This is a genomic window from Lactobacillus melliventris, assembly GCF_042679465.1.
GTDB lineage: Bacteria > Bacillota > Bacilli > Lactobacillales > Lactobacillaceae > Lactobacillus > Lactobacillus melliventris.
Map to the genome: position 1 here is coordinate 111,188 of NZ_JBHTMT010000004.1, position 25,046 is coordinate 136,233.

Here is a 25,046-nt window from a genome sequence, read left to right on the forward strand (position 1 = left end):
TAGTGAAACATGGCTAAGAGAGGAAGTAAAACTTATTATGAAAAAAGCTGACGTCAAAGCAGATGATATTCTCAGTGCCAAGTCTGAAGAAGAACTGACCAAACCATTTGTGGGCAAAGTAGAAAAAATTTATGAAAATTCTGTTCTGTTAAAAATAATCGATTATGATAAAGCTGATAAAACTGCAGTTAGTGACCTCAATCAAAAAATAGTGGTCAACTTTAAGAACTTAAAAACCGTTTCTAAAAAGAAAATGAAGGAAATTCAGGCTTTAGCAAAAAGTGATGTTAAAGTAGAAAAGATCAAAAAATCTGCCAAAGAAAAAGCAACTACTGACACAAACAAAGAATAATAACTATTTTTTAATTAAGAAACAGTGATTAATGTTCACTGCTCTTTTTTTTTGCTTTATTTTTGCCTAAAATTAAACCATGAAAATATTTATGATATGGAGAAAAAAGTGAAAGAAAAAGCAAGAACCATTTTATTTTGGTTCATTTTAATACAACCGTTTCTAGATTTATATTGGTTCTATCATGGCACTCTGGCTAATATTTTACCATTTACACTGCCTACAATTATCCGTATTTTTGCAGTGGCGAGCCTGGTTGGCCTTTACTTTAGCTCGCAAAATTCTTGGCAGAAACTATCACAGGAAAAATGGCTACTAATTTATATTATGCTGTTAGTCATCTATTCAGCACTACATTTAATACACGTGCAGCATTTTACCAGCGTGAGTCCCAACAATTATGGTTATTCCCCTAGTGGAGAAATCTTCTATTTAATTAGAATGATATTACCCTTAACAGTGCTTTATTTGACTGATGAATTAGATTTTGGATCCCGGCAATTACAAATGGTGATTGAAGGCATTTCGGGACTTTTTTCCGGTACTATTGTACTTTCTAACCTTTTCGTCATTTCTCTGAAATCATACGAAACAGGAACTATCAGTGCCAACATTTTTGAATGGTTCTTTAATCCCAATATCGGTTATTCCCATATGGCATCTAAAGGCTTCTTCAATTTTACCAACATGATTTCAGCCGTCCTCTTTATGTTGTTGCCGCTCATGCTCTACTATCTTTTCACTTCATTTAACTGGCATACCATTTTGTTAAATGTGGTGCAGGCTCTGGCAATGATTGAAATCGGCACTAAAGTTGCTGCTATTGGTCTGATTGGCGGAATCATAATCGGTCTCATCCTGTTTGGCCTGCATAAATATCTGATTAAAGATGTAAAAAAGGGCGGCAAAGCGTTTTTAGTTGCTGTCTTAATAGAAGCAGGAGCCCTAGTGATTTTGCCCTTTGGCCCTGCAATTCAGCGTTATAATTATGAAATTTATCTAGCTAAACAGTCTGACCATGATTTAGCGGACGAAAAAAAGGAATTAGCTGCTGATTTACAAAAATACCCTAATGGCAAAAAAAGAAAAGAGTTTTTACGTTACTTCATTAAGAAAAATTATCAAGAATATGCGCTTAATCCCAAATTTGTCTTTAAAAGCTATCCTTACCAATATGACCCGGAATTTTGGCTCAAAATTATGAACGAACCGGGCCAGTCGCGCATGGAAAACCGCCAAATTGAAAAGGCTATGCTTAATCAAGTAGTCAAAACCAATAACAACAAACTAGACAAGCTTTTTGGTATTTCTTACATCCGAGAAAACAATATTTTTAATTTAGAACGAGACTTTACCGCTCAAATATATTCCTTAGGCTGGCTGGGAATGCTTTTGTATGTCGGACCATATTTGGCAGTACTAATTTATGGTGCATACAGGTGGCTCAGATATAAAGCAGCACGGACTTATTTAGTCAGTTCCTTAATCGTTGCCAGTGGTTTCATCCTACTTGCTGCTTTCTCTTCCGGTAATGTGGTGGACTTTTTGACAGCCAGCTTTATCCTCGCCTTTATTGAAGGAAATCTATTAGTTCAAGTTCGCAAAAAGGAAACAATAGCAATATCCAATTAATGTAAAATGTAGATTTATCATAGTTTTAATTTTAGATAAAGGACTAACTGTCACAATCAGACTTGTTCCCCCTTATTTTTTTAAAATTTACTGCCCATTAGAAAACCCCGAAATTTATCCAATTTCGGGGTTTAAACTAAGTTAGTTGCTTAAATTTTATTCTTTATTCATTGTATCTGCTAATTCTTTAAACCATAAGGCACTCCTTTTAACATAACGCTTCTGCGTTTTGAAATCTACATAAAACAGACCATAACGTTTGTTGTAGCCATTTGCCCAAGAAAATTGATCTTGCAAAGACCATACAAAGTAGCCTTGGACATTTACTCCTTCACTGCGAGCTTTTAAAAGGGCAGCGACATGTTGATCAATGAAATCAATTCTGGGAGTATCATCAATAATCTTATCTGGGCTGACAAATTTATCCTTATAACCTAAACCATTTTCAGTCACATAAATTGTCTTGCAGTTAGGATAATCATGACTGATACGCTTTAATGTGTCATAGAGACCCTGTGGGAAAATATTCCAGTCCCAGTCAGTTGTCGGTACCCCTGGCTTTTTGACAGTTTCTCCTACTCCTTTAAACTTAAAGGAAGAAGTACCCTTGTCACCAGTACCGTTAAAGTGATTTTCGCTTTCGCCATGATACGCTTTAATAAACTGATTTTGATAATAGTTTAAACCAAAAATATCATTTTGTGATGCAGCTTTAGCGAGAATAGCGAGGTCACCGTCTTGAATATCCAAATGTGCGTTATTTAAACGCAGTATTTCATTAATTGATGCCATGGTATCGTCTGAGTAATAGCCTAAGAACGTCCCATCAAGCAAAAACTTGTTCAAAAACGCATCTTGCAATTTAGCTGCATGTTTATCTTCAGTACTGGTTGATATTGGATATACTGGTTGAATAACATGAATTAGGCCAATTCTACCTGGTAAACCCAGCTCTTTATATAAATTAACTACTCTGGCATGTGCCACTAACTCGTTATGTTCGGCCTGAATTGCACTGGTGACATCAAAATGATGGTTTGGTGGAAAAGTACCGGCAATGTACTGTGAATATGCTAAAGAAATTAGTTCATTAATAGTAAACCAGTTTTTTACCTCTTTAAATTCATTAAAGCAAAACTTGGCATAGTCAACAAAATAATCAATATTCTTGCGATTTAACCAGTCACCATTATCAAATAAAGTTTTAGGACTATCAAAATGATGCAGGCTAACGTAAGGTTCAATGCCATTATCAAGACATTCTTTGAATAATTTATGATAATATTCTACGCCTTTTTGATTTACTTGACCGTAACCCTCAGGAAAAATTCTGGTCCAAGCAATTGAAACGCGCACAGCATTTAAACCATATTTTTTGGCAAGCCCAATGTCTTCTGGATACCGGTTGTAAAAGTCACTAGCAGGATTTGGTGAAAATCTGCCCTGTTTTTCAAGGTAATCATCCCACATTGTTTTGCCCTTGCCATCAACTTGAGTGCTACCTTCAACTTGATAAGCGGCAGTGGCACCACCCCACACGAAATCGCAAGGTAATTTTTGTACTCTATTTAGTAAAGTCATTTTATTCTCCTTTATTCTGAAATGTTAGCAATTATCAGGTCCAGACACTTGTCGGCATGCTGGGTCATATCTATATATTGCTTCCCGGTAGTCGTAATCATCTTAGCGTTATTCTTATCACATTCCTTTTTCAGTTCATCTTTCATCGCATTCATTTGCGGTGCCAAAATAACGATGTCCATTCCTGAAAGCAAGTCGTGGTGAGCACCAAATGAAGTAGCAGCCACTGCTAAAGGTAAATTGTTTTCAGCAGCTAACTTGTTTAAGGCTTTGGCTAAAATACCACTGGTACCGCCCCCTGCACAAAGTACGAGAACATTCAGACTTTTACCATCTTTTGTTTTAGACAGTGGAATTTTGCTTTCACTTGCAGTTTCATCAGTATTATTTTCAGAAACAGAAGCTGCTGTTTCGGTACTGGTATTAGCAGCAGTTGCACTAGTAGATTCGCTTGTGCCATTAGTTACTTTTGCTGCTTCTTCAGCACATTTTTGCATGTCATATGCTTTAAAGAACGGGTAGTACATCACAACATCAACTACTAGAAGCAATATTGCTAAGATAATTGACCCAATCGAAAAGCCGGTACCCATTATCAAGCCGAGTGTTCCTGGTGTAGTCCAAGGCAAATTGTAAATAAAGCCAGGCATGTGGAAGACATCAACAAATATTTTAAAAAGCCAGACATTGGCAATTGGTGTCAAAATGAAAGGAATAAAGAAGACTGGGTTCAAAATTAATGGTGCACCAAATAAAATTGGCTCATTAACCCCGAACAAAACTGGAATTGATGCGGCACGACCTACTGCTTTTAATTCCTTTGATTTAGACATGAAAGCAAACATTAATGTAATTACTAAAGTAGCACCAGTACCACCTAAAGTAGCAACAAAGTATTGTGTACCTTGAGCCAGAATTCTGTTGGCGCCTGCAATATTACCAGCTTTCCAGGCTGCTAAGTTTAATTCAACATTGCTTAAATAGATAGCAGTAACCGCTGGCTCAACGATTGATGGCCCTTGGATTCCGATAAACCAGAAGAAAGCCATCGCACCATAAACTATTGCCAGACCAAAATAACCGTCTGCTGCGGTAAATAAAGGTGATAAAACTTGAATAATCCAGGCAGCTAGGTTAGTCCCGGTCGCAGCCCTAAAAGCTAATGAAAAGATCCAGAAGAAAAACGTACTAATTGCAAAAGGAATAATGTTTTTAAAGGCTCCCGCAATATTTTGGGGTACAGCATCTGGCAATTTAATCGTAATATTGTGTTTAAAACATTGATAGTATACATTTGGAACTATAAATGCTACCAGAAAGGCACAAATTAGTCCTTTGGTACCAATCATTGCAACTGCAAAATACAGGTTGTTCATTTTATCAGTTAAAGTATCAACAGCTACCAAGACAAAAGAAACTTGTGCAGTAAACTGCACACCTACAGTTGGAATCTGATCCGTTTTTGGTAAATCCAGATTAAACGAATCGGTTAATGCCTTAGCGACTGATGAAGAAGCCATCAATGCTAAAACTCCCATGGACATGTTGTAAAACATGTTTAATGCATTAGCTACTTTGGTTGGCCAGGCAAAGTGCCAAATCAAAGGCACGTTGGCTATCAGTAAAAATATACTGGAAAAGATAATTATCGGCATTAAAGCAATAAAGCCATCTCTGACCGCGCGCAAATATTTATTAGCGGCGACTTTTTGAAAGAATGGCTGTGCTTTTTCAATTTGCTTAATTACAGCATTCATTTTTAAACTCCTTGTTCATTTACTTATTTTTTAGTTCATTCAATTCCTTCAAAGCGGAATTATACTTTTCATACAAATCTATAAAATATTTAGCTTCATCCCTTAATAGCATCGTAGTCATTAAAGTATCCTGCCCGTGTGACATAATGAATGTGGTTTCCATTTCTTCACCACTGGCTTCTTTACTCATTAGTTTTGTTTGTGCATTATGAGCATCATTTAAAGAGCTGTCTGCACTTTTAACCAGCTCTCTGGCCTTGTCATAATTGCCTTTTTTAGCTTCATCAAGTGCTGTGATTAATGCAGTCTTCGCATCGCCAGCATAAGCGACTATTTCAAAGCCGGCCATTGAAATTTCTTCTTTAGTTGCCATCTTTTTACTCCTTTTCTTTTGGCCCTAAAATTTGATGAATGTGAATGATAAAGTAAACCCTCTCTGCGTCTGACGGCTGAAAATTAAATTCAGCATTAAGAGCCTGAAAAATTTCTTGAGTTATTTTGTAAGATCGTGGATAGGCCTTGATCATGTCACGTTCAATCTTTTTATCGATAGATTCATTTTTTTCTGGCGGCCGCCAGATCCTTTTGGCCAGATATTGTAAGTGAATTAGAAATCGTCTAAAGCTGTCCCGATTTTTGCCATTTTGATAAATGTTATTGTTATCCAGGACATTAAGAACGACATTAATTAGTTTAGACGTGTTAAAAATATATTTTGATTTACCCTCGTGCTTGGCAATACCTGTAGGAATCTTGCTGTTGATAAAATGAAGCGCTATACTTTTGACCTCTGAAGGTGGGAACTCAACGCCTAATTTATGGTTAATAATTCCCAGAGCTTCGTTTGCAATTTGATATTCTTTTGGATATCTTTCACTTAAATCCGGAATCTCATTTTCCCGATATTTTCCTGCTAACAGTAATTTGTAGGCGCCATTGACATGTTCGCTTAAGGTGAGATAAATCGAATCATAAACCTGAAAATGATAATTGATTCGCGCATTTTCAATAACTGCAAAAACTGCTGCAATAATATCTGCAGGAATATTATGGAAAAGATAATTAAACGACTCTTTATCCTTCTTATTGTCTAAATAAAATATTTTCTGAATTTTTTTAGTATCAACTAGTCTATTTTTGCCCTGTTCAAACCCCACTCCCTTACCAAAAACAATGGCTTCCTGTCCTTTCCCAACATCAACTAAAATGGTGTTATTATTAAAAATCTTCTTAAGGCGCATAACATCTTCCTTTTTTGCAAAAAAAAGAGACTACTAGCAATAGCCGATGAATGATAAAAATTCATCAGTTATACTAGTAGTCTCGCCTAATTTGATAGTAACAATCTACTTAAATTTTCAATACAGATAAAGCATACCACACTTTTACAATTATGCAAACGCTTTATTTATTTTATTTTTCTTTCTCCCTGATAAACGATGAATCCGGAATCCTGATTAGATAATAACGAGTAGCATTGTGTCCTGCATGCATGCCAATGCCATTTTGCCAGACCTTTTTATAGTTAGCGGTGTAAATAGCAACGTAAGCTCGCTGATATTTGCGGTCCATTGTCTGCAGTTGCTTTTTGTCGTATGGAATTTTGGCCGCATTAAGATCCAGAGGACTTTTACCATAAGCCACCGTAGCGAAATCACTGGCTACTTTAATCTTTTTACCCGGCCTGTAATAAGTGAAAGTCTGGGTACTAATCCTTTTCTTTTTCGAATCAATTGTAACGTAACTTGAATTGCCTTCTCCCGGGTTCATGACAATCGGTTCATAGATAATATGAGACTTAATCTTAGTCGTATCATCAAGATCCGGGTTATCTAGCATAGTCTTGCCGAATAACCAGACAATCCCAACTAAAAGAGCGGCTACTTCAATGATATCTATCAAAAAATTGGGCCAGCTAAATTGTCGGTGCTTCTTAATAATCATTGTGATGCGGCGCTTACGAATGTTTTGCACAACAAAAACGAAATAAAGAATAACTACTACCCATAACAATACTCCAAGTAGATTCCAGCTAATCATAATGGACCTCCTGCATCTTCTTCCATTATATGGTAAAAAACACCTTTTGAATAGTTACGTTCAAATTTGCATTAATTTTCACCTACTAAGTCTCAGATATTTTATTTCTTAGACTTTGTTTCTTTTTGTGACTTTTTTGTTTTAGGCTTTTTAACAGTGGTGTTCTTTTTAGCAGAAGCAGCAGGCTTTTGGAACTCACGTACTTGTTTTATTTTTTCCTGCATAGCATCTGTTAATTTGGCAACAACTTCGGCTTCATTTTGTTCAATTTCTGCTTCCGTCGCGATTTGATCAATTCGAAATCCCGATGCATTCAAATATTCCGACTGCGTTTCAAAGTATACTGCAACCGGATATTCTTTACCCTCTTCGAAAAAATTGGCATTCTTCTTGTAATTACTATATGGCAAGTTGATCATATTGGTCTCTAATGCAAAAGTTATGGGTCTTTGACCGGTAATTTCAAGAGCAATATGACTCAGTGAGTTATGCTTGAGGGCAGCTTTAGTTTCCTTAACCAATTTAGCTGCCTGTTCACGCAATTTGGTTTTGGATTTACTGACATCAGCATATTTAGTAGTTTCTAAGTCTTCAATATAATCTTGCTTTTCTATTTTAATAGTGAAATCTGTTAAGCTTATTTTCAAGTTAAAAATCCTTATCTAATTTATCAATTTTTATCATCTTTTATACGATACTCAAATTTTGGTTCAAAAACAATTTATTTTATTTCTTTTAAAAATAATTTTTAAAAAACATTTTTTTCTGCTCAGGGTTATTTTATAATATTTTTGCAATTATTTAGTTTAAAGAAAACGAAAGCTACGCACTATTTTTGTAAATATTAAATAACGCTTTAGCCCTTGAAATTTTGCAAAAGCGCTTTTATAAAAATTTATCAAAAAAACATAGACTTATCTACTTTACAAGCGTTTTCACATAGAGTAAATTTAACATGTAACTAAAAATTTTTCACTAAATTTTTTAACTGAAAGGTAGACGAATATGTCAGATAAAGTTTACACAGATTATTTCTATAATTCTGAAGATTTTGATAAAAACCACCAAATGGGATATAAAGATCTTCATATTCCTGAAGGCGTTGAAGCTCAACCTTTGATTGTTCCTCCAGTATTAGAACCTGATAAACAAGAAAATAACGATGTTTGGTACACAATCGATTCTCAAGAAGGCGACTTCCAATTTTTGCCAGGGAAAAAGACTCACACATGGGGTTACAACTTCCCAGTTCTGGGTAAGACCATGGTTTTGACCAGAGGTCAACATGTTCACGTAACTTTGAAGAACAGCTTGCCAGAATTGACTACTTACCACTGGCACGGTATGGAACTTTCAGGTCCTGGTAACGATGGTGCTTGTCACTCACCAGTTTACCCAGGTGAAGAAAAGCACATTGACTTCATAGTTAAACAACCAGCAGCTTTAACTTGGCTGCATGCTCACCCATGTCCATCAACTGCCATGCAAGTTTGGATGGGACTAGCTATGGGCGTTGTTATTACTGATGCTAACGAAGCTAAACTGCCAATTCCTAAGACTTACGGCAAGGATGAGTTCCCAATTATTTTGCAAGACCGTATTTTCCACGAAGACAACCAATTTGACTACAAGGCAGACTACAACGCAATGGGCATCTTTGGCGACACTCCAATCATCAATGGTGTTGTTCGTCCATACGTTGATGTCACTACTCAAAAAGTACGTTTGCTCTTCTTAGGTGGTTCTAACCGTCGTGAATGGCGCCTGCACTTTAGCGATGACTTGGTAATGACCCAAATCGCCGGTGACGACTCATTCTTGGAGCACCCAGTTAAATTGACTAAAGTCTTAATTGGACCGGGTGAGCGTCAACAAGTAGTTGTTGATTTCAGCAATTATAAAGAAGGCGATGTTGTCAACCTTTACACTGACGACTTCAAGCTGGTTGAATTCAGAATTCACAGTTATGAAAAAGATGATAGCGTAATTCCTGATACTTTATTCAAACCATATGATCCAGTTGTTAACCCTAACTCACCAGTGCCTCATGTTACTATGGATAACCACAACATGATCAACGGCAAGTTGTTCTCAATGGAAAGAATTGACATGAAGCAGGAATTGATGAATGCTGAATACTGGGACGTAACTAACACTAACGATAAAGTTAACGGCATGTTGCACCCATTCCACACTCACGGTGCTCACTTCCTGGTTGTATCACGTAACGGTAAAGAACCATATCCAAACGAAAGAGGAGTTTACAAGGACACTATCGAAGTAGCACCTCAAGAAACAGTTCGCATAAAGGTTTACTTCCAAAACACTGGTGTCTTCATGTACCACTGCCACATTATCGAGCACGAAGATGCCGGTATGATGGCGCAAATTCAAATTGTTGATCCAAAACACCCAGACAAGAAATTTCATTTGATGGACATGGAAACTCTAACTAAAGCTTTTGCTGAAGAAAGAGGCGTTCCAGAAGATGAAGTCTTCTGCCCAGGTATGGACGTTGAAGGTATGGCAGTTAAAGGTGAAGACCACAGTCTTGACGCTCTGTCAGGCGCAACTCACCACTAATTTCTACTTTCACTAAAGAATTAGTTAATTTTACAAAAATCGTTCATTTATTTGAACGATTTTTTGCTTTTAAGAAACAATCTATGTTTAAATAGCTTTATGAAGAAGAAAAGATTTTCCATTAAAGCTATTTTATTGATATTCCTAGGCCTCGTTCTCTTAGGTGTAATTTTTAGCGGCCTTAATTCTAATAGTTTTAAAGATCGCTATGACTGGGTTACCCTGAAATCCGCTCAAAAACTGGATGTTCCACTAGAAAACCAGTACCCGGAACTGCCAAATGGTTGCGAAGTGACTTCCTTGTCAATGCTGTTACAGTATTATGGTATCAAGGTAAATAAACTAAACTTATCCGAAAATATCAAGCATGTATCTTCTTACACGGATGATGGCAAATACCGGGGTAATCCCCATGTGGGTTTTGTTGGTTATATGAGCCAAGCAAATGCTGGCTGGTGCGTTTATAATGAGCCTTTAGAACAAATAGGACTAAAATACACTAATCGGATTAAAAACTTTACTAATCATGATTTTATTCAAGTAATGAAATTAGTTTCTGATGGTCATCCTGTGCTAATCATTACAACGACCAATTTTAATCATGTTAGCGATATGCAAACATGGCAAACAGCTCAAGGTGAAGTTCAGGTAACACCATCTTCTCATGCTTGTGTTATTACCGGCTTTGATAAAAAAGAACGTATTGTTTACGTAAATGATCCTTTTGGCACCAAAAATAAAAAGGTTCCGTGGCAAAACTTGGAGAAAAGTTATAATCAGCAAGGAAAACAGGCATTATATCTGGAATAGAAAAAAGAGCAGATTCAATTAAGAATCTGCTCTTTTTCAAATCGAGGCCCGTTATTAATAACAGGTGACTACTTCTGTTCACATCAGGTTGGTCAACCACCAGCACTTCCCGTGCCTGCCACTTAAGGCGGGTGTCCTCACACAAATACGCATCTCGCGTTTTTGTCGACTCGCATTAATTATTATACTTATTCGAATGATGTTTGTAAAATTTTTTTATCCTGAAAAAGATTTCCACACACATACTTGATAAAAGCATCCCGAGAGCAATTGAGCCGGTTACTATTATTACACGTAAAACCGCATCATTAGCTCCACTCAAGTTGCCCGAGGTTAGTTCTCGCACCGCCTGATAAGCAGGAACTCCAGGTACTAAGGGCACAATTGCCGGAATATAAAAGACAGTAGCCGGACACTTTTTTATCCTGGCAAAAACTATTCCTAAAATGCCAATGGCAAAAGAACCAAGCAAGTTTGAAAGTAGCCGTCCCATTGATGCTCTCATTGCCAGCCAATAGATAATCCAGCTAATAATACCGCTCACACCAGCTAAATTAAGCACTCGCCGCGGAACATTGATTGTTAGGGCAAAACCAACAGAAGCTAAATAAGCAAAGGCAACGTTAATTACTATTTCTAACCAAAAAGGCATTTTTTATGCTCCTAAAAACTTTAACACAATACCAACTCCACCGCCTAACGCAAAGGCCGTGAGCAAGGCCTCACAAATTTTCGCCATTCCTGAAAGAATATCACCTTTAAACAAATCGCGCAGAGCGTTAGTCAATGCCAGACCCGGCACTAGTGGCATCAACGCTCCAGTTAAAATATTGTCAATAATCATTTTGGGAAAAAGATTAACTAAACCAGCTGCTACAACTGTCATAACCAGGGCAGCAACCAGTTCAGCCAAAAACTTGACGTTGGTAAAACGCTTAAAATAATAAAAAGAGAGAAATCCGATTGCTCCAACGAAAGCTGCGCCCGGAAAATCAACCCAGTCATAATTATTCATAAACATTACCATCAGCGTGGCACTTAAAACTGCAGCGCCAATAGTTTGCAGCCACAAGGGAAATGTGGGAAAACCACCGTGGGCAATTTTATCTACTTCCCTTTTAACTTCTTGCAAAGTGATTTTTTTATCCGCAAAAGCGCGCGATAATGAGTTAATCCGATCAACCAACTCAAGATTAATATTGCGTTCATGTACTAAAATACTCTGACAATAATTGCCGTGGTCGAGACTCATAAAAACTCCTGTTGGTACCACAAAGACTCGCGGATCGGGTTCTCCGGCACTTTTGGCAATTCGCAGCATTGTATCTTCAACGCGATACATTTCACTGCCCCCTTCTATCATTAGCTCACCGGCAGTTAAACAGGTATCAAGTAAATCCTGGTAAAACAGTTCACTTTGTTCAGCACTCATTTTTCACCTCAAAGTTTATTCATCGTTTCAATATCAATAGTTTTGTCAACCCAGTTACCTTGGAAAAAGTCTCGTTCGTGACTAACGATAATGACTCCGCCAGGAAACTTAACGATAGCTTGCCTAAGTGCATCTTTTGCATCACGATCCAAATGGTTGGTAGGCTCATCTAAAAATAATAAATTAGCAGGTTCAAACAACATTTTTGCCAGTTTAACCTTTTCTTGCTCACCACCCGATAATTTTTTCAAAGGACTCATTGCCTGCTGAGCGGTAACACCTAATTTTGCCAGAGCGCCTCTTAATTCTTTAGGCTTAATCTGTTCAAAATTTTCCTGCAGATATTGCAGAGGGGTCATATTATTATTAGTCCAGGTCAATTCCTGCTTAAAGTAAGCAATCTTGGCAGTTTCTGATAATTTATAGGTGCCGAAAATGGGTTCTAATTGCCCCAGCAACGTTTTTAATAACGTGGTTTTACCAATCCCATTAAAGCCAGTAATGGCAACTTTTTCATTATTTCCAACTGAAAAATTAAAAGCTTCTTTTACCAGCGCCTGGTCATAGCCGATAACCAAATCCTGTGTTTGCAAAAGTAAATTGGCTGCTGTTGCTACATAAGGAAATGCAAAATGCGGTTTATGATTGCTTTTGGGCGGATTCAGCACTTCCATCTTTGCCAACTGACGCGCCCGTGATTTGGCAATTTTCGACCGGGTTCCAGCCTTATTTTTACGTATATATGCTTCCGTTTTAGCAATTTTGCGTTGCTGGTTAGTATAGGCCTTCATGTAAGTTTCCCGATTAGCTTCTTTTTGCCTCATTGCCTGCTTTAATGTACCGGTATAACGCGTGATTGTGCCCAGATCAATATCAATAATGCAGTTGGCAATTCTGTTTAAAAAGTCATAATCATGACTAACAACAATAAAAGCACCCTCAAAATCATTCAAATAATCAACCAGCCAGTCAATATGAACAACATCTAAGTAGTTAGTTGGTTCATCTAACAGTAAAACAGCCGGAGTTTGCAGCAGCAATTTAGCTAAAATGATTTTTGATCTTTGACCACCTGACAATTGGCTCACATCATGATCGTATCCCAATTCAGCCAGGCCTAAGCCAGAAGCAACACGTTCAATTTCTGTATCAATATTATAAAAGTTATTTTCCTCTAAGTAAGTTTGCAGTTTACCCGCTTTTGCGAGTAGGGAATCAGCTCCTTCAGTTGCATATTGCTCATAAAGTGTGTTTAATTCTTGTTCTTTTTGATAAAGGGGAGCAAAAGCTGTGCGCAAAAACTGCCGAATCGTCACGCCTTGCTGCAATTTAGCATACTGATCGAGATAACCAACTGCTACCTTATTTTGCCATTTAATTTGACCTTCATCAGGCAGCATTTCACCAGTTAAAATTTTAATCAAAGTGGATTTGCCAACCCCATTTTGGCCAGTGACACCCATATGGTCTTCTTTATTGAGAACGAAACTGGCATTTTCATACAAAGTTTTATCCTCAAAACCTTGTCCTAAATTTTTAACTGTTAATAAACTCATTATGCATCTCCCTAAATAGTAAGATAAGTAGTACTGGTAAAAAGTAAAGCAGTTGTTTTGTCTATCAATTTAATTTGTAAACGCATGCAATAAAAAAGTGGGCAGTTGCCCACTTTTACATTCTTTCTTGTTCATATTTCTGCAAGGCATCCAATATTTTTGGCCAATAGCGCTTAGGCAAAATTAATTGCAACTTGTTATTATATATTGGAAAATCACTTGCTTTCATTCCCGTAATTTCGGCTAAATCCTTATCAGATAAGTGATATTTACTTGCAATCCGCTTTATTTCAACGGAAGCATGACCCCGAAACCATGAAAGAGCAAAGAAAAATAAGGCAAATATGCTAGCCACTAAAACAGCAACCGGTAAAGACCAGTGCAATGTGCGTAAGCAGATGAAAATTGCGGCAATAAAAGCAATAAAAGCTGATATCACACCATAAACAACTAAAATCACAGATTGCTTACGCATATTTTATCCTCCTTTGCTGAGAACACTTATTGACCAGAATTAATTCCACTTGTTCCAGTTCCACCCGAACTGCTACTTGACTCATCAGTTACTACTGAACGGTAAATCTGATAGTTAGTAAACGGACTTGGATCCTGCCATTTAATGTTATTGTTCTGCTCATTCAGCCTGTTGAGCTTCGTTTCATCATTATCCAATATTTTTTTATCCAAGTCAAGATTGGTCCGGATCTTGTCAGAGGCCTTCTGTAGTTCTTTAGTAGATGCCACCTGAATAGAAGAACCGTTAATCCAAGCATCATGTCCTTGAATATAACCGCTGGAAATATTTTGGGAACAACCACGATATGTCAAAGCTAAGGCTAACATATCATTAAAAGTAAGATTGGTTTTAACATATTTCGAAAAGATCTTAACCAGTTTGCGGTAATTAGTTATTGAATCGACAGAGATAGCCTTGTGGACAACTGCGGTAATTACTTGCCTTTGGCGCATTTGCCTACCGTAATCGCCTCGAGGATCATCATGGCGCATTCTAACATAAGCAACAGCATGACGTCCGTTTAGGTGTTGCTTTCCTTTATGAAAATCACACCAATCATATGAAAACTTAAACGGGACTTTAACATCAACACCGCCAACGGCATCGACTAAGCTTTTTAGCGCCTTCATGTTAACTTCTACGTAATAATGAATGGGAACACCAATTAAAGCCGCAACAGTTTTCATAGAAGCAGAACTGCCGCCAATTCCATAGGCTGAATTAACCCGAAACATATTGTACTTGTTTCCCGGATCACCTAAAATATTAGCAAGGGTATCACGAGGAATAGAAGTCATTGTTGCTTTATTCTTAGCCGGGTTAGCAGTAGCCAAAATCAAAGTATCCGAGTTGCCCTTATCATGTCTTCCTTCAAGTCCTTGATCAACCCCAAGAATCAAAACTGAGATTGGTTGTCTGTTAGCAATACGAGCAGATGTGGCATAGTTGCCACTATCACCATCAATTGCGCTGTGCAGAGCAAAATACATGTGAGCTGCCCAAGCCAGACCCAAGCAAACACAAAAAACGGCCACAATACCACAAATCCGTGCGAAAACGCTGCCCTTGAATGCTTTGGTTGGTTCTGCTAGAGCATGATTACGATGAAGATTTAGAGAAGAATGTCCTTTATGGTAATCTTCTCTGCGTTTTGAATTTGGATCCATTCCTCTATTTAATCCCTTTCGTATTTTTCCATCTATTATTTTTAACACTTTCAAACTTGAATTAAAATAATATCAATTATAATTAATAATATCTTATTTTTTATTCTTTAGTATAATTTAATTATATATATCAAAAAAGGAGATTTTAAATGTCAATTCCTAAACGAAGTGAAGTTCCCGCAAATCTAAAATGGGACCTAACTAGAATATTTAAAGCAGATACTGACTGGGAAGATGAATATACACGTCTTAAAAAAGAAATACCAGTTTTAAGCACCTTGAAAGAAAATTTTGTTACATCAGGTACATCATTATATAATGGGATAACTAAAATTTTAGCTCTTAGCAGAAGACTGGAAAAAGTTTACTCTTATGCTACTTTAGCCAGTGATGTTGACACAGGAAACGCACACTATTTAGGTTATGTTGCTCAAGTACAAGGATTAGCCAGTCAATTTGAAGCAGCCACTTCTTTTATGAACCCTGCAATTTTAAGTGTTTCTACCGCAAAATTAGCAGCCTTTAAACAAGAAGAACCAAGATTGGTCAACTACAATCATTTACTTGATCGGATTACCAGAATGCGGCCTTATACTTTGTCCGCAAAGGAAGAGAAACTGATTGCAGATGCTGGGGATGCATTGTCTGCTTCTGACAATACTTATAACGTGTTGACTAATTCAGACATGGAATATGGTTACACCCAAAATGATGACGGGGAAATGGTGCAGCTTTCTGACGGCCTATATTCTTTATTGATCCAATCTCAAAAGCGTGCAGTAAGAAAAGATGCATTCGATTCAATGTACGCCACATACGGTCAGTTTGAAAATTCTCTAGCTGCTACCCTTTCTGGTGCAGTAAAGGAACACAACTATAATGCCCGTGTTCATCATTATCAATCAGCACGCGAATGTGCAATGAACGAAAATGGTGTACCAACAGTTGTTTACGATACTTTAATTAGCGAGGTAGACCAGCACTTAAACCTTCTTCATGACTATGTGGCTTTACGCAAACAAATTTTAGGCTTGAACGATTTACAAATGTGGGACATGTATGTTCCGTTAACAGGCAAACCAGCTTTAACTTACACCTTTGATCAAGCCAAAAAAGAGGCTAAAAAAGCTCTACGACCATTAGGTGAGGATTATTTAAAGCAGGTTGACTACATTTTTAATAATCGGGTAATCGATGTAGTTGAATCACAGAACAAGGCTACCGGTGCATATTCTGGCGGCTGCTATGATACTGATGCATATGAACTACTCAACTGGGAAGATAACGTTGATTCCTTATATACACTGGTTCATGAAACTGGTCATTCCGTCCACAGTATGTATACCAGACAAAGCCAGCCATACGTTTATGGTGATTATCCTATCTTTGTTGCTGAAATTGCGTCAACTACGAACGAAAATATTCTAACAGAATACTTTTTAGCACATATCACTGACCCTAAAACCCGCGCTTTTGTTCTAAATTATTATTTGGACTCTTTCAAAGGAACTTTATTTAGACAAACGCAGTTTGCTGAGTTTGAACAGCGCATTCATGAACTGGATGCTGAAGGTGAACCTTTAACTGCCGACCGTTTAGACGACATGTACGGCAAATTAAATGAGCGCTATTATGGTGATGCAGTTGAGCCAGGAGGAGCAATTGCTAAAGAATGGGCCAGAATTCCTCATTTCTATTATAATTTCTACGTTTACCAGTATGCTACAGGCTTTGCTGCTGCCACTGCTCTGGCCAATAATGTTGTGCATGGTACTGCTGAGCAAAGAAAAGCATACATCAGCTTTTTGCAAGCAGGTTCCAGCGACTACCCGGTTGAAATCATGAAAAAAGCAGGGGTTGACATGACTAAGCCTGATTATTTGGAAGACGCTTTCGCCACTTTTGCCAAGCGGCTAGCTGAATTTAAGGAAATTGTCCAAAATAATTTTAAATAACACTTGCAAGTTTCGCTGACAAATAATATAACTGATATGTAAATCATAATTTCTTACATCAAAACCCACTTTCTCTTTAACTGAAAGTGGGTTTTAAATTGCATAACTTTTTATGCTTTACCTTTAATACTACGTTATTTGGCTGAATTGCCAGCAGGTAGACTAATTTTAAAATGTTTATGCTTCCAATACTCTGGCTAAAAAGTCCTGGGCACGCGGAGTTTGCGGCTGCGCAAAGAATTGTTGCGGTCCAGCTTTTTCTTGAATATAGCCGTCAGCCATAAACCATACTTCATCTGCAACATTCTTGGCGAAGCCCATTTCGTGAGTCACAACGACCATTGTCATCCCTTTCTGGGCCAAATCCTGCATTACCTTCAATACCTCGCCTACCATTTCTGGGTCAAGCGCTGAAGTGGGTTCGTCAAAGAGCATTACTTCGGGATCCATTGCCAAAGCACGGGCAATAGCAACCCTTTGCTGCTGGCCGCCGGAAAGGCTGGTTGGAAAAGCGTCTGCCTTGTCAGCCAGACCTACTTGATCTAATAGCTCAAGTCCCTTAGCTTTAGCATCACTGTCACTCATTCCTTTTACCTTCATAGGTGCCAATTTGATATTTTCAATAATGCTCATATGAGGAAACAAGTTAAACTGCTGAAAAACCATGCCCATTCTTTCACGCAATTTATCAAGTTGGTCTTCACTTAAAGCAGTTAATTCTTTATCTTCAAAAATCACTTTGCCGGAAGATGGTTGATCCAGTAAATTTAAGCACCGCAAAAACGTACTTTTACCAGCACCTGAAGGACCAATTAAACAGATAACCTGACCTTCATTTACTTGCGCATTGATATCTTTTAGGACTTCATTACTGCCAAACTTTTTCTGCAAGTGTTCGACTTTAATTACAGGTTTTGCGTTAGTCATGATTCATTTTCCTTTCAAATACTTTCATTAGGCTGGATAAACCAAAAGTAATGATAAAGTATAAGATCATTGTGATTACCAATGGCATAACTCCACGATAGGTATCAGCCTGGACCACCCGTGACTGATAAATCAAATCTTTGACGCCTATTACCGAAACTATGGAACTTTCCTTGATTAGAGAAACAAATTCGTTTCCCAGAGCCGGCCAAATATTTTTCATTGCTTGCGGCATAATAACGTAACGCATCGTTGCTGTCCGTGACAAGCCTAAAGAACGAGAAGCCTCTGTCTGGCCCACAGCAATCGAATTAATACCCGAGCGAATTACCTCTGCTACATAAGCTGCAGAGTTAAGGGAAACTGCAATTATACCAGACAGTAAAGCCGGAATATTTATCACTACCCCTAAGCCAAAATAAATAAAGAGTAATTGCACCATTAACGGTGTACCACGGATAAATTCCACATACGCTGTCGCAAGCGAACGGGCAATTTGATTGTGTCCTAAGCGCATAAATGCCAGTATCGCACCTAATAAGAAACCGAAAAAGACAGAAATTGCGGAAATAAGTAAGGTATAGCCAACTCCCGCAATAAAGAAGTCTTTATAAGCCCACATTGAATTGGAGGCTTTAACTTCTTTTTTCGACTTACCACCTGTTAAGTAATTGCCGGCTTTTGGCAAATACTTCTTATTGATTAAATCTTTTTGCTTAATCTCCGCAATTGATTTATTAGCAGCTTTGACTAAACTATTAGCTCCTTTATGAAAAGCAATAGAGGTTGCAGATGACTCGGTCTTTAGACCTGCCGGAATTACCATCACGTCAGCCGTATTTTGAGCAAAAGCCTCAGCCGTTGCCTTGTCAACAGACACAGCATCAACCTTATGCGTTTTTAGTCCTAAAACCAAGTCGTTATCTTTATCCATAGTTTTAAGTTTGACATTTTTGGCTTGTTTTTTAAGCATTGTCGCCTGCATGCTGCCAGTTTGGGCACCAATTGATTTGCCGGCAAAAGACTTATAATTATGATATTTGCCCTTATCTTCTGTTCTTATCAGTAATTTTTGATCACTTCTATAATATGGTTGACTAAAGGCAACACTTTGAGCCCTTTTAGGTGTTGCATTCATTCCGGCAATGACCATATCAACTTTTCCAGTTTCAAGTCCGACCAAAAGAGAGTCGAAGTCCATTGACCGCACTACGAGTTTAACACCAATATCATGAGCAATTTTTTGCCCTACTTCAACATCCATACCTACTATTTTAGATTTGCCGTTAATATTTTTGACAAATTCATAAGGAGGATAATCTGGACTAGTCCCCATGACTAGCTCACCTTTTTGTCGGACTTTTCGTAGATAATTGTCAGTTCTTTGTTCAGTTTGTCCTTTAGCAGCAGCTGCTGCAGTTTGGGGTAACAGGGTTAGCATTATGACTGCTATCAACAAAGTTTCAAGCAATTTCCACGCTTTCTTCATAGTTTTCCTCCTAAATTTTATTTTTATTATGACAATTATAAAGATATAAAAAAAGAATTACAACTATTACTTAACAACAATATTTTTTTAATTAATAAAAAAGGCTCTATTTATTAGTAAGAGCAACTAGTATATAGAGCGATTTTACTATTTACATTTTAAATTAATTAAGCTTGAGAAGCTCCGGTTACAGCATCTGAACCATTATTTTTCAGCTGGTTTTCAGCAGTCACAGGATATGGCTTAACTCTTGAAGGATCAGTATTTGACTTTAAGTTATCAGCCGTATAATTAATATGAGTAATCTTAGCATGTTTAACATCGTCGATTGTCTTGCAGCCAGTTAATTGCATATCAATTAACAGTTCTTGGTTAAGTTGTTCAATAACAGATTGAACACCCTTGGCACCACCAAGTGCTAGACCATATAGATATGGACGGCCAATACCCACCATATCAGCTCCAAGTGCCAAAGCCTTAAAGACGTGCGAACCACGACGAACGCCGGAGTCAAAGACAATCGGAACCCTGTGATTAACAGCTTTCGCAATTTCTGGCAACATGTCAATTGTTGCGGGGCCACAATCTACCTCACGGCCACCATGGTTAGTAACATAAATACCATCAGCACCAGCACCCATAGCAATATAAGCATCCTCAGCACAAACAACACCTTTAATAAATACTGGTAAGCCAGACATTTCCTTGATACGTCTAACATCTTGCGGGCCAATCTTTTGCGCCGATGAAGCATACATTTGAGCTACAGTTTGACCTTCACCCTTTGCTCCTTGGTAACGAGTAAAGAAATCTAGGGGTACAGGATAAGCAAAGTTAGTTCTAAGGTTAGCTTCACGGAAGCCAGAGATCAGCGCATCAACTGTCAGGAAAATTCCTTTATAGCCGGCTTTCTTAACTGCATCAAAAACCATTTGGTTAAAGTCCCAGTCTTTACTGAGGTAAAGCTGGAAAAAGCGCGGTGCATCTGGAGCTGCAGCAGCAATATCTTCAACGCTCTTATTTGCATATGTACTGGATGAAAAGAGTGCACCAGCAGCTGCTGCCCCCTTTTGGGTAGCAATTTCTGCATCTTTATGAGCAATACCATGACAAGCAATAGGTGAGATCATCACCGGTGTTTTCAATTTCATGCCCATAAATTCAGTATCTAATTGCGGATGATCCATGTTGGTCAGAGCACGCGGTACAATTTGAAAATGGTTGAAAGCAGTAGTGTTGTTACGCCAAGTCCATTCATTTTCAGATCCCGAAGCAATATAGTAATATGCTCCTTCAGGCATAACTTCCTTTGCCCGTTCCTCAAGTTCATCGAGGTTGACCATATTTAAAGCTTCATTACGTTCGCTTTGTGGAAAACCATTATAATAGTATGTCATTATTAAGACTCCTTCTTTATTATTATTTCCGCTTTTTATTATACATGTAAATGCATACAAAAGTTAGTGAATTTTTAAAAGAAAAGTTTAAATAACAGGGATTATACTATAAATTTTTCACAAAAATAATAGCTGTTTTATCCTTTTAACCAGTTTTACTATAACTTATGCTTAATGATGTGAGTGAAGTAAGTAACAAGATAAATTGCTACTTCAATCACAGCAATAAAGAAGGTTACAGGTAAATTAGTAATGTAACCCAGATATAACCCAAGCCAAACGCCGATTAAAGCAAAAAAGACAGACCAAGCGATCATTGACGGGATAGTTTTACCCAGATAATTAGCAGTAGCGGGTGGCAAAGTCAATAAAATAAATACTAAAAGAGAGCCCACTATTTGTGCACCAATTGAAACAGACATTGCTAAAGCTATTAAAAAAATCACGCTGACTGTTCCGGTTTTTACCCCATGAGCAAGAGCGCCAATGTGGTCAAAAGAATCAAAGTTTAGTGGGCGCTGAATACTAAAAATCATTAATAACACTATTACGGATAAGACTATTAGTTGAATTACGCCTTGATGGTCAACCCCGATAATGCTGCCAAACAGAATGTTAGTAGCGTAATTGCTGTTTGCACCGGAAATTGCCAGAAAAAGAACTCCCAAGCCCGTAAATAAAGCTGAAATTGCACTGATTGAGGATTCTTTTTGCTCGCTGTGAAGCGACAGTTCACCCACACTAATCGAACCCAACAGAGTAAATAACAGCATCCCCCACAATGGTCCAATTCCGAGCCAAACTGCAAACGCAGCTCCAGCAAAACCAATTTCAGACAGTGTATGTGCTAAAAAACTAAAATTGCGCGCAACTACATAGACACCAACTGTACCACAAGTTATGGCAATAAAGGTGCTTGCCAGAAAGGCATTACGCATAAAGCCGTAGGCAAACATTATTCATATGCCTCCTTAAATTGAGACATCTCGCCATGTTCAATTTGACCATGGTTTAAATATAAATAATTTTGCATATACTTGTGAGCTAATGTCACATCATGTGTCACAAACAAGACCGTTATTTTATGTTTCGCATTCAAATGCTTGATTAATTTCATCAATTCATCCTTAGCAACAGGATCAAGACTTGCTGTAGCTTCATCTAAAATAATCATGTTCGGATTATCCAGCAAAGCTTGTGCTAAATAAGCTCTTTGCTTTTGACCACCAGAAGCCTCGCCCATCCGAGTATCTTTAATTTGATACAGGTTAGTTTCCTCTAGTTGCTTTTTTATTGCCTTCTTAGTTGCACTATTTTTGATAACAGGGGCATTTAGACCCACAAAAGCTTCGATTGATAACGGATATTCCGCGTCTATGTTGCGAAACTGAGGCACATACCCCAGCCGAACATCATCCGCAAACTTAAATTTACCTGCACTAGGTGTCAAAATAGCCATTAAAATATTAATTAGAGTCGTTTTCCCTGTGCCGTTTGGGCCTAAAAGGGCAGTAAGTGAACCCTTTTCTAATTTAAAATTCAAATTATTGAAAACAGTATTTTTGTCAAACCTCATTGAGAGATTAGTGACTTCTAAAATATCAGACAATTTGCATTATTCCCACTTTTATTATTTAAAATTGCCCACCTTGACGAATTGATTAACATCAATGGGGTAATATTTACGACCCATAATTTTTACGCGGCCGCCATACGTGCGGACATAGTTTCCACGATACAGCTTATTTGTGCCAACCCGCTGGCCATTACCGTCATAAATATAGGCATTATGCCCTAAGAGTCGAAGTTTACCTTCTACATTGCTGGCTACAACGTATTCATTAATACCTATTTGTAAATATTTCCGTTTATTAATTGTTAGATTACCATAAATAGTTAGCTTGGAACCGGCTTTTTTAGTTGGTAAATCCGTTGCTAGCCCATTTTCATCATAAACGAGTGCATTATGCATCAAAGTCCTGGTAGCAACCGGCTTAGGCAAAACTGCAGGTTTTTTAGCGGGTGCAACAGGTGTTGTCGGTGCTGGAACCTGTGTAGCTACCGGACTACTACCAACAGGAGCAGTAGGTATTGCTGATGCCCCTTGATCATAATAATATTTAACCAGATCAAAGAAGTCATCCATTGAGTAACCCCATTTGGCAAAATAACCATCTGGATCAGTATGATCAGTTCCGCCTAAAAATGTAGATACAGCATGATGAGACCAAATTGTACCTTTACCATCATGAACGGCATTATCCGGTACCAAATTATATTTGTGCAAAAGCTGCGCCACATAAACAGCATCATTGTTGACACCTTTGGCAAAATCAGCAAGATTATTTTCCTCACATAATTCCACTTGAATAAAACGATTATTGGCTACAGGACCTGCACCCCAAACGCCATAATCAGGAGTCGTCATCTGAATAACGCCAGTCTTATCCACAAAAGCATGAACATAGGAGTAAATATTCATCCACTCACGATTAAAATAAATAGCTTCATTGCGTGCTGTAGCATTAGGCGTAGCAGTCTCGTGAATAACTACACCTTCGGGCTTGCCGTTACGATAATTAATTGGATTGGCAGCAGTAAAGTCATTATATTTAATACCTTCTTGCGCCAATATTTGTTCCGCAAATGTTACACCGCTATAACTATTTTGTTTTGCAGTGTCATTAATTGTACCAGCCTGAACTGTTACCGGCTGTGGCACTGCCATAGTTGTAACAGTTGCTCCCAATGCCAAAACAGCAATTAATTTCTTCATTTTCATCGCCTCATAATAACTACTTTCGGGCTACTTTAGCCAAGTTTTGATAATTATCCTTCATCCAATCTAAATAATTTGTATTATCCGGAATTGTTTCCCTTACTTTTAAAACAGGGATATTTTGTTTTTGAGCCAGTTTCAAAAAGTTAGTAACAGTTGAACTAGATGTCTGTTCATTGTCCACAAAAAATGCAATTTTTTGTTTTTTAATCCCTTCAGTCATTTTTTGAACAGAAGCTGGACTAGGGTCAGTATTGTTTTGAATTGCTTTCTCAAAATCCTTGTTTGCCACTTTAATATTAACAGATTCTAAGGCATAATCAAAAACAGGCTCACTAACATAAATCGGTTTTTTAACCTGATGATTTAATTTAGCAGCAGATCTCTGAATTTGAGCAATCTGGGCTAAATACTTTTTCCCGTTTTTACGGTAATAACGAGCATGCTCCGGATCTTTTTTACTGAGCCGCTTTACTAAGTAATTAACATACTTAGTAGGCATAGTCAAATCAAACCAGATATGAGGATTATCACCTTTTTTTAAGCCCATTAGGTCTTCACCAACGCGCACCGGCTTTTTATCAACTGAAGCAGCCAATTTGTCCATCCAGCTGTCATAACCTAAGCCATTTTCCACTACTATGTCAGCATTTGATAATGCTTTAGCATCATTGGTGGTAGGTTGAAAGTCATGGGGATCAACAGATGACTTGGTAATTATTGCTTCTGCCTTACCATATTTGCCCACTACATTTTGAGCAATGTCAGAATAAATATTTGTAGTGGTCATAATAGTAATTTTATTACTTTTATGTGGTTTCTGTGAACAAGCACCTAACGTCAAAAGAACCAAACCCAATAAGGTAATTGCAGTAAATATCTTTTTTAATCTAGTAAATTTCACTAATGTTGTCATTCCTTTTCATTTTGAAGTGTTATCTTAATTAACACGGCAACTTATTAATTGCAGTAAAAAACCAAAGTTACTTACAATTAATAACCATTATACACTAAAGATGCACTACTTTAAAAGCAGTGCATCATATAGACAAAATATTTAGCATAGATCTGAA

General features: G+C 37.6%; 23 protein-coding genes. 5 read left to right on the top strand and 18 right to left on the bottom strand.

Annotation, left to right across the window (positions count from 1 at the left end; genetic code table 11):
* The first annotated feature begins 37 nt into the window (after window positions 1-37).
* Together ACFQ32_RS05735 and ACFQ32_RS05740 are read left to right on the top strand one after the other, a co-directional pair.
* Window positions 38-352 carry a DUF2187 domain-containing protein gene (locus tag ACFQ32_RS05735; protein ID WP_046325496.1) on the top strand — a complete coding sequence of 105 codons (315 nt, stop codon included), beginning with the start codon at window positions 38-40 and terminating at the stop codon, window positions 350-352.
* A 108-nt stretch (window positions 353-460) separates the two neighbouring features.
* Window positions 461-1,984, top strand: a complete 1,524-nt coding sequence (locus tag ACFQ32_RS05740; RefSeq protein ID WP_046325497.1) for an O-antigen ligase family protein — start codon at window positions 461-463, stop codon at window positions 1,982-1,984.
* Window positions 1,985-2,140: 156 nt separating this feature from the next.
* On the opposite strand, the gene lacG is transcribed toward ACFQ32_RS05740, so the two are convergent.
* The 6 genes from lacG to ACFQ32_RS05770 all read right to left on the bottom strand — a co-directional run bounded on the left by lacG (window position 2,141) and on the right by ACFQ32_RS05770 (window position 8,009).
* A complete protein-coding gene (gene lacG / locus ACFQ32_RS05745; protein WP_046325498.1) occupies window positions 2,141-3,565 on the bottom strand; it encodes a 6-phospho-beta-galactosidase in 1,425 nt (474 codons plus the stop codon).
* Between the two features lie 11 nt (window positions 3,566-3,576).
* The gene (locus ACFQ32_RS05750) at window positions 3,577-5,322 is read right to left on the bottom strand and encodes a PTS lactose transporter subunit IIBC (RefSeq protein WP_046325499.1); all 1,746 of its coding nucleotides are present in this window, start codon (window positions 5,320-5,322) and stop codon (window positions 3,577-3,579) included.
* Window positions 5,323-5,341: 19 nt separating this feature from the next.
* A complete protein-coding gene (locus ACFQ32_RS05755) occupies window positions 5,342-5,695 on the bottom strand; it encodes a PTS lactose/cellobiose transporter subunit IIA (RefSeq protein ID WP_046325500.1) in 354 nt (117 codons plus the stop codon).
* Between the two features lie 4 nt (window positions 5,696-5,699).
* On the bottom strand, window positions 5,700-6,563 hold the full coding sequence (locus tag ACFQ32_RS05760) for a PRD domain-containing protein (RefSeq protein ID WP_046325501.1): 864 nt from the start codon (window positions 6,561-6,563) through the stop codon (window positions 5,700-5,702).
* 172 nt (window positions 6,564-6,735) lie between these two features.
* Window positions 6,736-7,362: an LVIS_2131 family protein gene (locus tag ACFQ32_RS05765; RefSeq protein ID WP_046325502.1), complete on the bottom strand. Its 627-nt coding sequence runs from the start codon at window positions 7,360-7,362 to the stop codon at window positions 6,736-6,738.
* A gap of 101 nt (window positions 7,363-7,463) precedes the next feature.
* Window positions 7,464-8,009 carry a hypothetical protein gene (locus tag ACFQ32_RS05770; RefSeq protein ID WP_046325503.1) on the bottom strand — a complete coding sequence of 182 codons (546 nt, stop codon included), beginning with the start codon at window positions 8,007-8,009 and terminating at the stop codon, window positions 7,464-7,466.
* 358 nt (window positions 8,010-8,367) lie between these two features.
* Here ACFQ32_RS05770 and ACFQ32_RS05775 point away from each other — a divergent pair, with 358 nt between their 5' ends.
* A complete protein-coding gene (locus ACFQ32_RS05775; RefSeq protein WP_046325504.1) occupies window positions 8,368-9,945 on the top strand; it encodes a multicopper oxidase family protein in 1,578 nt (525 codons plus the stop codon).
* Window positions 9,946-10,044: 99 nt separating this feature from the next.
* Window positions 10,045-10,755, top strand: coding sequence for a C39 family peptidase (locus ACFQ32_RS05780; protein WP_046325505.1), 711 nt, complete (start codon window positions 10,045-10,047; stop codon window positions 10,753-10,755).
* A gap of 175 nt (window positions 10,756-10,930) precedes the next feature.
* Here ACFQ32_RS05780 and ACFQ32_RS05785 read toward each other — a convergent pair whose 3' ends face one another.
* The 5 genes from ACFQ32_RS05785 to ACFQ32_RS05805 form a co-directional block, all read right to left on the bottom strand.
* A complete protein-coding gene (locus tag ACFQ32_RS05785; protein ID WP_046325506.1) occupies window positions 10,931-11,407 on the bottom strand; it encodes a threonine/serine exporter family protein in 477 nt (158 codons plus the stop codon).
* A gap of 3 nt (window positions 11,408-11,410) precedes the next feature.
* Complete coding sequence (locus ACFQ32_RS05790; RefSeq protein ID WP_046325507.1) at window positions 11,411-12,187, bottom strand: threonine/serine exporter family protein; 777 nt, start codon at window positions 12,185-12,187, stop codon at window positions 11,411-11,413.
* Window positions 12,188-12,195: 8 nt separating this feature from the next.
* Window positions 12,196-13,743: an ABC-F family ATP-binding cassette domain-containing protein gene (locus tag ACFQ32_RS05795; protein ID WP_046325508.1), complete on the bottom strand. Its 1,548-nt coding sequence runs from the start codon at window positions 13,741-13,743 to the stop codon at window positions 12,196-12,198.
* 115 nt (window positions 13,744-13,858) lie between these two features.
* Window positions 13,859-14,218, bottom strand: coding sequence for a hypothetical protein (locus tag ACFQ32_RS05800; protein ID WP_046325509.1), 360 nt, complete (start codon window positions 14,216-14,218; stop codon window positions 13,859-13,861).
* Window positions 14,219-14,244: 26 nt separating this feature from the next.
* Window positions 14,245-15,426 (bottom strand): LCP family protein, encoded by a 1,182-nt coding sequence (locus ACFQ32_RS05805; protein WP_046325510.1) that lies wholly within the window; start codon window positions 15,424-15,426, stop codon window positions 14,245-14,247.
* 149 nt (window positions 15,427-15,575) lie between these two features.
* Between ACFQ32_RS05805 and pepF the strand changes: the two genes are divergently transcribed.
* Window positions 15,576-17,381, top strand: coding sequence for an oligoendopeptidase F (gene pepF / locus ACFQ32_RS05810; protein ID WP_046325511.1), 1,806 nt, complete (start codon window positions 15,576-15,578; stop codon window positions 17,379-17,381).
* Window positions 17,382-17,558: 177 nt separating this feature from the next.
* On the opposite strand, the gene ACFQ32_RS05815 is transcribed toward pepF, so the two are convergent.
* From ACFQ32_RS05815 to ACFQ32_RS05845, 7 genes are all read right to left on the bottom strand, one after another.
* On the bottom strand, window positions 17,559-18,308 hold the full coding sequence (locus ACFQ32_RS05815) for an amino acid ABC transporter ATP-binding protein (protein ID WP_046325512.1): 750 nt from the start codon (window positions 18,306-18,308) through the stop codon (window positions 17,559-17,561).
* Window positions 18,301-19,797: an ABC transporter substrate-binding protein/permease gene (locus tag ACFQ32_RS05820; protein ID WP_046325513.1), complete on the bottom strand. Its 1,497-nt coding sequence runs from the start codon at window positions 19,795-19,797 to the stop codon at window positions 18,301-18,303. The genes ACFQ32_RS05815 and ACFQ32_RS05820 overlap by 8 nt, the downstream gene beginning before the upstream one ends.
* 167 nt (window positions 19,798-19,964) lie before the next feature.
* The gene (locus ACFQ32_RS05825) at window positions 19,965-21,194 is read right to left on the bottom strand and encodes a lactate oxidase (RefSeq protein WP_046325514.1); all 1,230 of its coding nucleotides are present in this window, start codon (window positions 21,192-21,194) and stop codon (window positions 19,965-19,967) included.
* Between the two features lie 158 nt (window positions 21,195-21,352).
* Entirely contained in the window at window positions 21,353-22,150 is a 798-nt protein-coding gene (locus ACFQ32_RS05830) for a metal ABC transporter permease (RefSeq protein WP_046325515.1), read from the bottom strand.
* The gene (locus tag ACFQ32_RS05835; RefSeq protein ID WP_046325516.1) at window positions 22,150-22,770 is read right to left on the bottom strand and encodes an ATP-binding cassette domain-containing protein; all 621 of its coding nucleotides are present in this window, start codon (window positions 22,768-22,770) and stop codon (window positions 22,150-22,152) included. The genes ACFQ32_RS05830 and ACFQ32_RS05835 overlap by 1 nt, the downstream gene beginning before the upstream one ends.
* 54 nt (window positions 22,771-22,824) lie before the next feature.
* The gene (locus ACFQ32_RS05840; protein WP_046325517.1) at window positions 22,825-23,976 is read right to left on the bottom strand and encodes an SLAP domain-containing protein; all 1,152 of its coding nucleotides are present in this window, start codon (window positions 23,974-23,976) and stop codon (window positions 22,825-22,827) included.
* A gap of 13 nt (window positions 23,977-23,989) precedes the next feature.
* A complete protein-coding gene (locus tag ACFQ32_RS05845; RefSeq protein ID WP_379907105.1) occupies window positions 23,990-24,877 on the bottom strand; it encodes a metal ABC transporter solute-binding protein, Zn/Mn family in 888 nt (295 codons plus the stop codon).
* Window positions 24,878-25,046 lie beyond the last annotated feature (169 nt).